The organism is Pseudomonas sp. MF09150 (assembly GCF_059862355.1).
Genome location: NZ_JCBCUS010000001.1, coordinates 603,179 through 618,651 on the forward strand (window position 1 = coordinate 603,179; position 15,473 = coordinate 618,651).

A 15,473-nucleotide genomic window follows, 5' to 3' on the forward strand; every position below is an offset into this window, starting at 1 on the left:
GGCGCCCAGACTTCCAGGGTGCTGGCGTCAAAGGCCGGGTTCGAGGCAAAGGCCACTCGGTCCTGCGGGGTGAAATCGGCATAGCCGTTGTTCAGCACCAGGCGGCTGACCGCGCGGTGCGGCACCAGCACGCCCTTGGGAGTGCCGGTGGAACCCGAGGTGTACATGAGGTACACCGCGCTTTCGGACGACTGCGCCAGGTCCGGGTTGTGGCTTGGCAGGTGTTCGAGGTCGAGGCGGTCCAGTTCGATACGCTGCGTCGGGCACGCCAGGGTTTCAGTGCTCTGGGTCAGCAACAGCCGCGCCGCGCTGTCCGCCAGGATAAACAGCTGGCGCTCGGCTGGGGCGTTGACGTCCAGCGGCACATAGACCGCCGCGCATTTGCTGATGGCCAACTGGCTGACCAGCAACCCCACCGAACGCGGCAATAGCATCGCCACGCGGTCCCCCGCCTGCACGCCCATCTGCAACAACCCATGGGCCAGGCGGTTGGCCCGCCGGTTCAATTCGGCATAACTGAGCACCTGCTCGCCGTGCACCGCGGCCACCGCTTGCGGGCTGGCCTGCACCTGGGCCTCGAACAGCCCGTGCACGGTCTGCTGCGCCGGGTAGGCCCGGGCCGTGGCATTGAAGCCGTGCAGCACCCGCTCGCGCTCGGCGGGGGCGACAATCGACAACTGCTGCAACGGCGTGGCCGGGGCCTGCTCCAGGGCGTGCACCAGGTTGTGCAAGGCACAGCGCATGTACTCGCCGATCCGCGCACCTTCCACCTCGGCCAGGGCCTGGACCGTCAGTTCGAACAGTTCGCCGAGGTCATCGACGTTAAGCACCAGCGGGTAGTTGCTGCGCTCACGGGCGTTGAGCACCTCGATCCCGTCCCACACCGAAGGGCCGTTGCCGATCTCCGCGCCCGGCGCACTGTGGCGATAGTTGAGCAAGGTGCTGAACAGCGGCGTGGACGCTGGCACCCCGCTGCAACGCTGGGCCAGGGACAGGGGCGCGTGCTCGTGGCCAAGCAATTGCGCCAGCCGTTCATGGGTCGCGCGCACGCCGTCGAGCACCGTCAGCGCACCGACGCTGACCCGCAGCGGCAAGGTATTGATAAACATGCCCAGGGCCCGGTCGGCGCCCTCGCCGCCCTGCATCCGCCCCAGGAGCACGGTGCCGAACACCACCTCGTCCTGGCCGGAAACCTGACCCAGCACCTGGGCCCAGGCCAGGTGCACCAGGCTGGCGGCGCTCACCCCGAGCCGCCTTGCCTGCTCGCGCAGGGCCCGGCACAGGGCCGGTTCCAGGGCCAGGTGCGACTCCTGGACACCACTGCCGTCGCCCTGCACGTCCTGCAGGCCGAACGGCAGGGTCGGCTCATGGATATCGCCGAGCATCTGCTGGAAGAACGCTTCATGGGCATGCTGGCTGACGCCCAGGCGTGCCTGGGCCACGTAGTTGCGGTACTGCACCGGCGGCGCCAGGTGCCCAGCCTGGCCGCCGAGGCTGGCGCTCATTTCCTGCACCAGCACCGCCAACGAGGTGTGGTCGAGCAAGATATGGTGCAGCAGCAACACGCCCAGCCACCGGTCATGGGCTTCGTCCCGGGCGTAGGCAAAGCGCATCATCGAAGCCTGCCCCAGGTCGAGGCGGTAATGCCGGGGGTCGAAGCGCTGTTGCAACTGGCCCAGCACATCGGCGTCCTGCGGGTCGCTCGCGACCCGCTCCACAGCCAGCGGCGCCTGGCGCCAGACCACCTGCACCGGCTCGTCGAGGCAGTCCCAGACCAGGCTGGTGCGCAGAATGTCATGCCGGGCAATCGCCCCTTGCAGGGCGTCGATAAAGGCCTTGACCTGCGCCAGGCCGCTGAAGCCGAGCTGCAACTGCAGCAGGTACGGATCGCCGGCCTGACTGCTCAGGTGGTGATAGAGGATCCCCGCCTGCAGCGGCGCCAGGGCGTAGATGTCCTGCACGTTGTCGACACCGCCCGGCACCCGCTCCAGTACACGTTCGATGGCCGCCGGGTCGAGGTCAGCCAGGGGCAGCATATCGGGGGTGATCGCGGTGCAGGTGGCGCCGATCAGGTTGGCCGGCACCTGCACCTCGGGCTCCCCGCCCACGGCCGCCGCCAGGGCCGCCAGGGTCGGCTGGCTGAACAGCACCCGTATATCGGCCCGCAGCTGCGCCTGGCGCATGCGTTCCATCAGCTTGACCGCCAGCAGCGAATGGCCGCCCAGCTCGAAAAAGTTGTCATGCCGCCCGACCCGCTCGACCTTGAGCAGGTCTTGCCACAGGCTGGCAATCCGCTGCTCCACCTCGCCTTGGGGGGCCTGGTAGCCGCGTCGGGCCAGTGCCGCGTCATCGGGCATCGGCAACGCCTTGCGGTCCAGCTTGCCGTTGCCGGTCAGGGGCCAGGCCGGCAGCAGGACAAAGGCACTGGGCAGCATGTATTCGGCCAGGGTGCCCAGCAGTTGCTCACGCAAGTGCACGGCGCTCGGCCCATGGCCGTCCTCGGCAATCAGGTAGGCCACCAGGCGTCGTTCGCCGGGTTCGTCCTCGCGGGCGATGACCAGGGCCTCGCGCACGCCCTCGCAGGCCGCCAACTGGGCCTGGATTTCCCCCAGCTCGATGCGGAAGCCGCGGATCTTCACCTGGTCATCGTTGCGTCCCAGGTATTCAAGGCTGCCATCGGCCAGCCAGCGGCCCAGGTCACCGGTCTTGTACAGGCGCCCCGCAACCGTGCCGGAGCCTGCGTGGAACGGGTCGGCGATAAAGCGCTCGGCGCTCAAGGCCTCGCGGTTCAGGTACCCGCGGGCCACCCCGGCGCCGCCGACATAGAGCTCGCCGACCACCCCCACCGGCACCGGTTCGCGCTGCGGGTCGAGCAGGTACAGCTGCAGGTCGGGGATCGGTCCACCAATCGGACTGACACCCGGCACCAGGGCATCGGCGGCTTCCAGGGCGCGATAGGTCACGTGCACCGTGGTTTCGGTGATGCCGTACATGTTCACCAGGCGCGTGCCGGCGTTGCCGACGCGCTCGTACCAGGGCTTGAGCATGCCCGGGTCCAGGGCTTCGCCACCGAAAATCACCTGGCGCAGGGAATGCTTGCGGTCGCTGCGACCCTGGGCCGCGATCAACTGGCGGAACGCGCTCGGGGTCTGGTTGAGGATGCTCACCCCCGCGTCGCACAGCAGTTCATAGCACTCGTCCGGTGAGCGGCTGATCCGTTGCGGCACCACCAGCAACTGCCCGCCGTGCAGCAGCGCGCCGTAGATTTCCCAGACCGAGAAGTCGAAGGCAAAGGAGTGGAACAGCGCCCACACATCACGGCGGTTGAAGCCGAACCAGCCTTGGGTCGCCGCGAACAACCGGGTCACCTGGCGGTGCTCGACCATCACCCCCTTGGGCAGGCCGGTGGAGCCCGAGGTGTAGATCACATACGCCAGGTGCTCGACCTTGAGCCCCGGCAGCTGCGGGTTGTGCTGCAGCTCGTCGCGCAGGGCATGGCTGTCGAGGTCGATCCGGGGCACCGGGCACTCGCCAACCAGGGCCTGGGTCGCGCCCTGCACCAGCAGCGCCACCGGGGCGCTGTCAGCCAGGGTGTAGGCGATGCGTTCTGCGGGGTAGCCCGGATCGATCGGCACATAACCGGCGCCGGCCTTGAGGATCCCCAGCAGGCCGACGATCATCTCCAGCCCGCGCTCGACGCAGATCGCCACCCGATCATCCGGCTGTACGCCCAGGCCCAACAGGCGATGGGCCACCTGATTGGCCCGGGCGTTGAGCTGGCGATAACTCAGTTGCAGCGCGTCGACGCGCACTGCCACCGCGTCCGGCGTACGCAGCACCTGGGCCTCGAACAGGCCATGCAGGGTCTGCTCGACGGCATAGTGCTCGCGGCTGCCATGGCCGGCGCCCAGCAGTTGCCGGCGCTCTTCCGCCGGCAGGATCGACAGCTGCTCTACGGCGCTGTGCGGTGCCTGCTCCAGGGCCTGGACCAGGCTTTCCAGGGCGGTGCGCATATAACCGCACACGCGCTCGGCGCCGATTCGCGCCGGGGTCATTACGTTCAGGCGGAAGTCTTGCCCCAGGTCATCGATGTTCAGGCTCAGCGGGTAGTTGCTGCGCTCTTCGCTGGCCAGGGTGTGGATGCCCTGCCACGGCGCCTGGGCAACCGACTGTGCTTGGGCACTGTGGCGGTAGTTGAGCATGGCGCTGAACAGCGGCAGCGGCGCCGCCACCTGGCTGCAGCGCTGGGCCAGGGCCAGGGACGCATGCTCGTGGCCGAGCAGTGCGCTGAGCCGGGCATGGGTCGCCCGCACCCCGTCGCGCACCGAGGTGGCGTCGATATCCACCCGCAGCGGCAAGGTATTGATAAACATCCCCAGGGCCCGATCGGCGCCCTCGCCGCCCTGCATGCGGCCCATCAGCACGGTGCCGAACACCGGGTGCCGCTGGCCGCTGGTCACGCTCAACACCCGGGCCCAGGCCAGGTGGAACAGGCTCGCGGCACTCACCCCGAGGCCCCGCGCCTGGCTGCGGATACGCCCGCTGAGGTCGGCCTCCAGCCGCTGGCTGACTTCCTCGATAGCACGCCCGTCGCCCTGCACATCCTGCAGGCCGAATGGCAGGGTCGGCTCGTCGACGTCCCCCAGCATGTCGCGGAAAAACGCCTCGTGTTCCTGCTCGCTGGCCCCCAGCCGTGCCTGGGCCACGTAATTGCGATAAGGCACCGCCGCGCCCAGGGTCGCGCCTTGCCCGGCGAGAAATGCGCTCAGTTCATGGCCCACCACTTCCAGCGCGGTGTGGTCCATGGCCAGGTGGTGGAACAACAGCGTGGCAACCACCCTCCGCTGTTGCGGGTCCTTGGCGAACAGCAGCTGGATCAGCGGCGCGCGCGTCATGTCCAGGCGGTAGTGCCGGGCATCGAAGCGCTGCTGCAACTGGCCCAGTACATCGCCATCCGCCGCGTCCAGCACCACTTCCTGCGGGTGCAGCTCGGCGTGGCGCCAGACCACCTGCAGTGGTTGTTCCAGGCCTTGCCAGAGCACACTGGTGCGCAGGATATCGTGACGTTCGATGACGTGTTGCAGGGCCCGGGCGAACAGTTGCAGGCGCTCGACGCTGTCGAAGGCCATCTGCGACTGCAACAGGTACGGATCGCCCTGCTCGGCCATCAGGTGGTGATACAGGATGCCTTCCTGCAAGGGCGCCAGGGGATAGATGTCCTGCACATTGGCCGCACCGCCGGGGACGCTGGCGACGATCAGGTCGATGGCGTCCTGGTCCAGCTCCAGCAGCGGCAGCAGGTCCGGGGTGATGCGCTGGCAGCCGAGGGCAATGCGGTTGGCCGGGACCTCGACCTCGCGCCCGCTGCCCACCGCAGCCGCCAGGGCGGCCAGGGTCGGCTGGCTGAACAGAATGCGCACATCGGCGCTGAGGCCGACCTGGCGCATGCGCTCGATCAGGCTCACCGCCAGCAGTGAATGCCCGCCCAATTCGAAGAAGTGATCGTGGCGTCCCACCTGCTCGACCTTGAGCACTTCAGCCCAGATCCGCGCCAGGACGGTTTCGATCTCGCCCTGGGGCGCTTCATAGGCGAGACTGAGCAGCGCCGACGAATCCGGCACCGGCAGTGCCTGGCGATCCAGCTTGCCGTTGGGCGTCAGCGGCAATGCCGGCAGCGGCACCAGCAGCCCCGGCACCATGTACTCCGGCAACTGCTGCAACAGGTGTTGGCGCAGGGCCTCGACCTCGGGCACGGTGCTCTCGGGGTGGGTGCTGAAGTAGGCCACCAGACGCTTGTCGCCGGGCACGTCTTCGCGCACCAGCGCCACCGCTTGCCTGATCCCCGGGTAGCGCTCCAGGTGTTCCTGGATTTCCCCCAGCTCGATACGCAAGCCATGCAGCTTGACCTGGAAATCGTTGCGCCCGAGGAACTCCAGGTTGCCGTCGGCGTGGTAGCGCACCAGGTCGCCGGTGCGGTACAGGCGGTCGCCGGCCACGAACGGGCTGTCGATGAATCGCTCGGCCAACAGCCCCGGCAGCCCCAGGTAACCCCGGGCCACGCCGGCGCCGCCGATGTGCAACTGACCACTGGCGCCGACCGGCACCGGCTGGTCCTCGGCGTCCAGTACGTACAGGCGGGTATTGGCAATCGGCCGGCCGATCGGCAGTTGCAGCGCCGGCACCGTAGCCCCGGGCTCCAGGGTCCAGACCGTGCTGTCCACCGTGGCCTCGGTCGGGCCGTAGACGTTATGCAACCGCGCCCCCGGCAAGCGTGCCTGGAAGCGCCGGGCCAGGGTCGCGCCCAGCTCGCCGCCGCCACAGAACACATCGGTCAGGCTGCGGCACTGGCTGACCTCGTCCAGTTCCAGGAACAGCTGCAACATGGCCGGCACGAACTGGATCACCGAGATCCGTTGCTCGCGAATCAACTGCGCCAGGTAGCGCGGCTCGCGGTGCCCGTCCGGGCGCGCCAGCACCAGGCGCATGCCCGAGGTCAGCGGCCAGAACACCTCCCAGACCGAAGCGTCGAAGCTCAGTGGGGTTTTCTGCAACAGGCTGCCCTGCGCCGCGCCAGGGCACAGCCCCGAGCTCCAGTGCAGCAGGTTGACCAGCCCGCGGTGCTCCACCATCACCCCCTTGGGCGTGCCGGTGGAGCCGGAGGTGTAGATCACATACGCCAGGTGCCGTGCAGTCAGGCCCGGCACCTGGAGATCGGCGCTGTCCGGGTGGCTTGGCGCAGGCGCCTGCCAGGCCGCTTGATCGAGGTCGATCAGCGGCCCCTCAGCCCACTGCACCAAGCCCCGGGTCGCGCCGTGTACCAGCAGCGCCGCGGGCGCACTGTCGTGCAGCATGTAGCCCAGGCGCTCCGGCGGATAGGCCGGGTCCAGCGGCACATAGGCACCGCCAGCCTTGAGGATCGCCAGCAGGCCGACCACCAGTTCCAGGCTGCGCTCGATGCAGATCGCCACCGGCACATCCGGGCCGACCCCGATGTCACGCAGATGCCGGGCCAGCTGATTGGCCCGGGCATTGAGCCCGGCGTAGGTCAGGCATTGCGCGCCCGATTGCAGGGCCGGCGCATCCGGGGTGCGTTGCACCTGGGCTTCGAACAGGCCGTGCACCGTCTGTTCCAGGTTGCATTCAAGCGCGCTGCCGTTGAAGCCGTGCAGCAACTGCGCGTGTTCCGCCGGTGCCAGGATCGGCAGGTGCTTGAGGGCCATGGGCGAGCGTTGCTCCAGGGCCTGCAACAGGGATTCCAGGGCGGTCTGCATGTACCCGCAGACCCGTTGCGCGCCGATCTGCTGCACGGTCATGGCGCCCAGTTGCAAGTCGTCGCCCAGGTCATCGACGTTCAGGCTCAAGGGATAGTTACTGCGCCCGTCATGGGCCAGGGTCTGCATGCCTTGCCAGGCCGGGTGTGCGTCGAGCGGCGCTGCCGCGCCGGCACTGTGCCGGTAGTTGAGAATCGCGCTGAACAGCGGCAGCGGCGCGGCCACTGCGCTGCAACGCTGGGCCAAAGCCAGGGACGCGTGCTCGTGACCGAGCAGCGCGCTCAACCGCGCGTGCACCGCGCGCACCCCGGCGCGGGCATCCTGCTCACCGACATCGACCCGCAGCGGCAAGGTATTGATAAAGATCCCCAGCGCCCGGTCGGCCCCCTCACCGCCCTGCATGCGCCCCACCAGCACGGTGCCGAACACCACCTGCTGGTTGCCGCTGGCCACCGCCAGCACCCGGGCCCAGGCCAGGTGCATCAGGCTCGCGACACTGACCCCGAGCAGACGCGCCTGGCGCCTCAAGCCGTGGCTCAGGGTGGCGGGCAGCCGGTGCCGCACCTCTTCCATGGCAAGCCCATCGCCTTGCACATCCTGCAGGCCGAACGGCAGGCTCGGCGCGTCGATATCGCCAAGCATCTCGCGGAAGAACGCTTCATGTTCCTCGTCACTGACGCCCAGGCGCGCCTGGGCCACGTAGTTGCGATAAGGCATCGCCGGCCCCAGCTCACGGGCCTGGCCCAGAAGGCAGGCCTGCATTTCCTGGCGCACCACGTCGAAGGCGGTGTGGTCGAGAACGATGTGATGGAACATCAGCAGCACCACCACCCGCTGCTGTGCCGGGTCCTGGGCGTAGGCCAGGCGGATCAGCGGCGCACGGCTCAGGTCCAGGCGATGGTGGCGGGCGTCGAATCGCGCGCCGAGCTGTTGCAGCACATCAGCGTCCGCCACCTGCGGCACCACCTCTTCCACCACCAGCCGGGCCTCGCGCAGCACCACCTGCACCGGGGTGTCCAGGCCCTCCCAGAACACCGCGCTGCGCAGAATGTCGTGGCGTTCGATCACCTGCTGCAAGGCACCGGCGAAAGTCTGCAGGCGTTGCAGGCTGTCAAAGGCCAGCCGGGTTTGCAGCAGATAGGGGTCGCCCTGCTGCGCGGTGATGTGGTGGTAGAGGATGCCTTCCTGCAACGGCGCCAGGGGGTAGATGTCCTGCACATTGGCCGCACCTCCCGGCACGGCGGCGACGATCCGCTCGATGGCGGCCTGGTCAAGGTCCAGCAGTGGCAGCAGGTCCGGGGTGATGTGCCGGCAACCGGGCGCAATGCGGTTGACCGGGACCTCGACCTCACGCCCACTGCCCACGGCAGCCGCCAGGGCGGCCAGGGTCGGCTGGCTGAACAGAATGCGTACATCGGCGCCGAGGCCAACCTGGCGCATGCGCTCGATCAGGCTCACCGCCAGCAGCGAATGCCCGCCCAGCTCGAAGAAGTGGTCATGGCGGCCGACCTGTTCGACCTTGAGCACCTCCTTCCAGATCTGCGCCAGGGCCATTTCCACCGCGCCCTCGGGCGCCTCGAAGCCACGGCTGAGCAGCGCATCCGCTCCCGGCTCGGGCAAGGCCTTGCGGTCGAGCTTGCCATTGGCGGTCAACGGCAGCGCATCGAGCCGAACGTAGGCCGCCGGCACCATGGCGTCCGGCAGGCGGCCTTGCAGATGGGCGTGCAGTTGCTCGATATCCAGCTGTTCGGCCTGCTCGGTGAAATAGACCACCAGCCGCGCGTCACGCACCAGCGCCACCGCCTCCTTGACCCCGGCGTGGCTGGCCAGGGCGCTCTCGACTTCGCCCAGTTCGATGCGCACCCCACGCACCTTGACCTGGTCGTCGTTGCGCCCCAGGTAATCAAGGTTGCCGTCCGCGCGCCAGCGCGCCAGGTCACCGCTGCGGTACATGCGGGCCTCGGGTTCAGCGCTGAAAGGGTCGGCCATAAAGCGCTCGGCGCTCATCTGTGGACGGTTCAGGTAACCCCGCGCCACCCCGGCGCCCCCGATATACAGCTCGCCGACCACGCCTTGGGGCACCGGACGCTGCTGTTCATCCAGCAGGTAAACCCGGGCATTGCCCACCGGCTGGCCGATATGCAGCGCCTGGCCGACCTGGACTGCGCCCGAGGTGGCGACCACCGTGGCTTCGGTGGGGCCGTAGTTGTTGATCACGGCGAAGGTCTGGGCCGTGCTGAACTGGCGCAGGCGGTCGCCGCCGATCAGCAGGGTCTTCAGGGTCGGGTGTTGCAGTTGGCGGCTGAAGGCGTACTCGGCCACCGGGGTCGGCAAGAAGCTGACCTCCAGCGGCTGCGCCTGCCACCAGGCCAGCAGCAGTTCGAGGTTGTCATTGCCGACCTCGGCCGGCGGCAGGTGCAGGGTCGCGCCGACGCACAAGGCCGGCCAGACCTCCCAGGCCATGGCGTCGAAGCCGAAACCGGCGACGCTGGAGACCTGGCTGCCCGGGTGTTGGTCGAAGGTCAGGTTGTGCCAGTGCACCAGGTTTTCCAGGGTCCGGTGCTCCACCATCACCCCCTTGGGCAGGCCGGTGGAACCCGAGGTGTAGATCACATAGGCCAGGTGCGCCGGAGTCAGCCCGGCAAGTTGCGGATTGCTGCGGGGCTGGCCGAGCCAGTGCCGCTGGTCGAGGTCGATCAGTGGCAACGCGGTCGCCGCCCAGCGCCCGAGCCATTCGCCCTGGGTCAACAGCGCCACCGGGGCGCTGTCCTGCAGCAGGTAGTGCTGGCGCTCGTCCGGCAGCGCCGGGTCGATCGGCACATAGGCGGCGCCGGCCTTGAGAATCGCCAGCAGGCCCAGGAGCATGTCAGGGCCACGGCGCACACTGATCGCCACCCGATCATCAGGCTGCACTCCCAGCGCCAGCAGTTGGTGGGCCAGTTGATTGGCACTCTGGTTGAGCTGGCCATAGCTCAGGCTGTGCGCGCCCTGGATCACGGCCGGGGCCTCGGGCATGGCGGCCGCGCAGGCTTCGAACAGGCCATGAATGGTCTGCCCGCGCGGGTAGTGCGCAGGGTTCGGGTTGAACTGGTGCAACAGCTGTTGGCGCTCTTCCGCCGGCAGGATCGACAGCTGGTCGAGGGTGACCGCCGAACCCTGCTCCAGGGCCTGCACCAAGTGTTCCAGGGCGGTGTGCATGTAGCCGCAGATGCGCTGCGGATCAATCGGCGCCTGGCTCAGCACGCTCAGGTCAAAGCTGTCGCCACGGTCGTTGACGCTCAGGATCAGCGGGTAGTTGCTGCGCTCTTCGCCCCCCAGGACATCGATCCCGTCCCACAGCTGCGGTCCGGCCTGGGGCTGGGTGCCGGCCTGGCTATGGCGGTAGTTGAGCAAGGCACTGAACAGCGGCGCCGCCCCCGTCACCCCGCTGCACCGCTGGGCCAGAGCCAGGGACGCGTGTTCATGCCCCAGCAGCGCGCTGAGCCGGGCGTGGGTGGCCTTGACCGCAGCCCGTGGCGCCACGGCGCCGACTTCGACCCGCAGCGGCAAGGTGTTGATGTACATGCCCAGGGCCCGGTCGGCGCCCTCGCCGCCCTGCATCCGCCCCAGGAGCACGGTGCCGAACACCACATCCCGGCGGTTGCCGAGTTGCCCCAGGACCTGGGCCCAGGCCAGGTGCATCAGGCTCGCCACACTCACCCCCAGGCTTCGCGCCTGTTCCCGCAGGCGTCGGTTCAGGGCCGGCTCCAGGGCGCGCGCGGCCTCCTCGATAGGCTGCCCGTCGCCCTGCACATCCTGCAGGCCAAACGGCAGGGTCGGCTCGTCGATATCGCCGAGCATCTGCCGGAAGAACGCCTCATGCTCGGCCTGGCTCACCCCCAGGCGCGCCTGGGCCACGTAGTTGCGATAAGGCGCAGCGGCCCCCAGGCTGGCACCCTGGCCGCTGATCAGGGCTTGCATCTCCTGGCTCACCACCTCGAGGGCGGTGTGGTCCATGGCCAGGTGATGGAACAGCAGAATCGCCACCACCCGCTGCTGCGCCGCATCCCAGGCGTGCACCAGACGGATCAGCGGTGCACGGGTGATATCCAGGCGGTAATGGCGGGCATCGAAGCGCTGTTGCAACTGCTCCAGCACATCCCCGCTCGCCGGGTCCGGCGTCAGCTCTTGCAGCACCAGCTCGGCATGGCGCCAGACCACTTGCAGCGGGTGTTCCAGGTTTTCCCAGAGCACGCTAGTGCGCAGGATATCGTGGCGCCCAATCACCTGTTGCAAGACCCCGGCGAACACCTGCAAGCGCTCGTGGCTGTCAAACGCCAGACGGGTCTGCAACAGGTAGGGGTCACCCTCCCCGGCAGCCAGGTGGTGATACACAATGCCCTCCTGCAACGGCGCCAAGGGGTAGATGTCCTGCACATTGGCCGCACCGCCGGGCACGCTGGCGACGATCAGGTCGATGGCCTCCTGGCTCAGTTCCAGCAGCGGCAGCAGGTCCGGGGTGATGCGCTGGCAGCCGAGGGCAATGCGGTTGGCCGGAACCTCGACCTCGCGTCCGCTGCCCATCGCCGTCGCCAGGGCCGCCAGGGTCGGCTGGCTGAACAGGATCCGCACATCGGCGCCCAGGCCGACCTGGCGCATGCGCTCGATCAGGCTCACCGCCAGCAGTGAATGCCCGCCCAGTTCAAAGAAGTTGTCATGCCGCCCGACCTGTTCGACCTTGAGCACCTCCTTCCAGATCTGCGCCAGGGCCGTTTCCACCGGCCCCAGGGGCGCTTCGAAATCGCGGCTGATAAAGGATTCGAGCCCCGGGGCCGGCAAGGCCTTGCGGTCGAGCTTGCCGTTGGCGGTCAGGGGCCAGTCGGCCAGCGCGACATAGGCCACCGGCAGCATGTATTCCGGCAACTGCTCGTGGAGCCAGGCCCGCAGGGCCTCGTTATCCAGGTCAGACTGCGCCAGCTGCGGCCGATAGTAGGCCACCAGGCGCTTATGCCCTGGCTCATCTTCCCGGGCCAGGACCACTGCGCTCTCGACCTCGGGGTGCAGGGCCAGCCGCGCCTCGATTTCGGCCAGTTCGATGCGCATGCCGCGAATTTTCACCTGGTCATCATTGCGCCCCAGGTAGTCCAGCGTGCCGTCCGCCAGCCAGCGCGCCAGGTCGCCGGTGCGGTACATGCGCGCCCGGGGCTGGTTGCTGAACGGATCGTCGAGGAAACGCTCCGCGGTCATCTGCGGCCGGTGCAGGTAACCCCGGGCCACCCCGGCACCGCCGATGTACAGCTCGCCGGCAACCCCGACCGGCACCGGGCGCAACTGCTCATCCAGCAGGTAGACCTGAGCATTGGCAATCGGCCGGCCGATATGCAGCGCCTGGCCGACCTGGACCGCGCCCGAAGTGGCGACCACCGTGGCTTCGGTGGGGCCATAGTTATTGATCACGGCGAAGGTCTGGCCCTGGTTGAACTGGCGCAGGCGATCGCCGCCGATCAGCAGGGTCTTCAGGGTCGGGTGTTGCAGGTGCTGGCTGAAGGCGTACTCGGCCACCGGGGTCGGCAAAAAGCTCATCTCCAGCGGCTGTGCCTGCCACCAGGCCAGCAGTTGCTGGATATCTTCATTGCCGATCTCCCGGGGCGGCAGGTGCAGGGTCGCCCCCGCGCACAGGCTCGGCCAGACCTCCCAGGCCATGGCGTCAAAGCCGAAACCGGCGACGCTGGAGACCTGGCTGCCCGGGTGCTGGTCAAAGGCCTGGTTGTGCCAGTGCACCAGGTTTTCCAGGGTCCGGTGCTCGACCATCACCCCCTTGGGCAGGCCGGTGGAGCCCGAGGTGTAGATCACATAGGCCAGGTGTGCCGAAGTCAGGGCCGGCAGCGGCAGATCGGTGGACGGTCGCTCGCGCCACAGCGGGTGGTCGAGGTCGATCAGCGCCAGGTCCAGCGTCGGCAACTGCCCCAGCAGCGCGCCCTGGGTCAGCAGCGCCCGGGGCGCGCTGTCTTCGAGCAGGTAGCGCAGGCGCTCCTCCGGCAACCCCGGGTCCAGCGGCACATAACCTGCGCCGGCCTTGAGAATACCCAGCATCCCCACCAGCATCGCCGGGCCGCGCTGCACGCAGAGCGCCACCCGGTCATCAGGTTTCACCCCCATGTCCAGCAGGTGGTGGGCCAGCTGGTTGGCCTGGGCATTCAATGCGCCATAACTCAGGCCCTGCCCGCCCTGGGTCAGCGCCACGGCGTCGGGCTGGCTCGCCACCCGGGCTTCGAACAGGCGGTGCACGGCCTGGCTCTTGGGGAACGACAACTGGTGAGCATTGAACCCGCGCAACAGGCTTTCGCGCTCAGCCTCGGGCACCATCGACAGCTCGCGCAAGGCCAGGCTCGGGGTCTGTTCCAGGGCCTCCACCAAATGCTGCAGGGTGGTGTGCAGGTAGTCGGTGATGCGCTGCACGCCAATCGAACGCTCGACCATCAGGGTCAGGGTGAAACCTTCGCCCAGGTCATCGACGTTGAACGTCAGCGGGTAGTTGCTGCCTTCATCGGAGCCCAGCACCTGCACGCCTTCGGCCAGCTCGATAACCTCGGCCAGGTCGGCGGCGGCGCTGTGGCGGTAGTTGAGAATGGCGTTGAACAGCGGCGTCGAGGCGGTGACCCCGCTGCAACGCTGAGCCAGCGCCAGGGACGCGTGCTCATGGTTGAGCATGGTGCTCAGGCGAGCGTGGGTGGCGCGCACCCCGGCGCGCACGTCGAGGTGGCCGAGGTCGACCCGCAGCGGCAGGGTATTGATAAACATCCCCAGGGCCCGATCCGCGCCCTCGCCGGCCTGCATCCTGCCGAGCAGCACGGTGCCGAACACCACTACGTCGCGCCCGCAGAGCTGGCCCAGGACCAGGGCCCAGGCCAGGTGCATCAGGCTCGCCGCACTGACCCCGAGCTGCCGCGCCTGATCCCGCAGGCGCAGGCTCAGGACGCTGTCCAGCGGCGCCCGCAGGTGGTCGATGATGTGGCTGTCGCCCTGCACGTCCCGCAGGCCGAGTGGCAGGGTCGGCTCGTCGATGTCGCCGAGCATGTCGCGGAAGAACGCTTCGTGCACCTGATCGCTCTGGCCCATGCGCGCCTTGGCCAGGTAATTGCGAAACGGCACCGCCACCGGAACCTCCCCGGCGCGGCCCTGCATATGGGCCAGGATCTCTTCGCGCACCACGTCCAGTGCGCTGTGATCGAGGATGGTGTGGTGCGACAACAGCAGCGCGACGACCCGCTGCCGGGCCGGGTCTTCGGCAAACACCAGGCGCAACAGGGGCGCCTGTTGCAGGTCCAGGCGGTAGTGGCGGGCATCGTGGCGCGCCTGCAACTGGCTCAGTACCTCACCGGCCAGGGGATCGCAGACGATCTCCTCGCACACCAGGCGCGCCTGGCGCCAGACCACTTGCAACGGCGAGTCCAGGCTTTCCCAGGCCATGGCGGTGCGCAGGATGTCGTGGCGGTCGATGGTCCATTGCAACGCCTGGGCAAAGGCCTCGAAACGCGCACGGCAGTCAAAGGCGAAGCGCGTCTGCAGCACGTAGGGGTCGCCCTGCTGCGCCGACAGGTGATGGTAGAGCATGCCTTCCTGCAACGGCGCCAGGGGGTAGATGTCCTGCACGTTGGCCGCACCGCCCGGCACAGTGGCGACGATACGCTCGATGGCGGCCTGGTCCAGGTCCACCAGCGGCAGCATGTCCGGGGTGATGCGAAAGGCCGGGCTCGACCAGTCGCCGGCATGCTCGGCCACCAGCTCCAGCAACTGCGCCTTGTGCCGGACCAGGCTGTCCCACAGCTCATCATCCAGCGCGGCGTCATCACCCAGGATAACCAGATCGCCGTCCTCCATTTGCAGACGGATCGCCAGGGTGGAAAGAACTGCCATCAATTCGCTGAAGTGCATTGGGTAACCTGCTTTGAATTCGGAAACGGTTGTCGAGAAAGTCCATGTTCAGCTGCAACCTGTGCCCCGCCGGCGACCGCCGCGCCGAAGCACCCGGCACTCGGTGCCGACCTGGGATACGCGTGGGCCGTGGTCTGTAAAAGTGACAGGGACATCGGGCCCGACGGGGCACCCCGCAGGCTCGAAAAACTAAACCATCGACGTCTGCGGACATGACATGGGAAGCCGGGACAAGCCCCCCGGCCGCGCCGCCAGGCCCGAACTGCGGGGCCTGACGGTGGTCTGCGC

At 68.3% G+C, this 15,473-nt stretch carries 1 protein-coding gene (cut by a window edge); it reads right to left on the reverse strand.

Annotated elements, in window-relative coordinates; translation table 11 throughout:
- Positions 1–15,185 carry the 5' portion of a non-ribosomal peptide synthase/polyketide synthase gene (locus AC19YX_RS02450; RefSeq protein ID WP_500605586.1) on the reverse strand. It extends 7,609 nt beyond the left edge of the window, so only the first 15,185 of its 22,794 coding nucleotides appear in the window; its start codon is at positions 15,183–15,185; its stop codon lies off the left edge, out of view.
- Positions 15,186–15,473 lie beyond the last annotated feature (288 nt).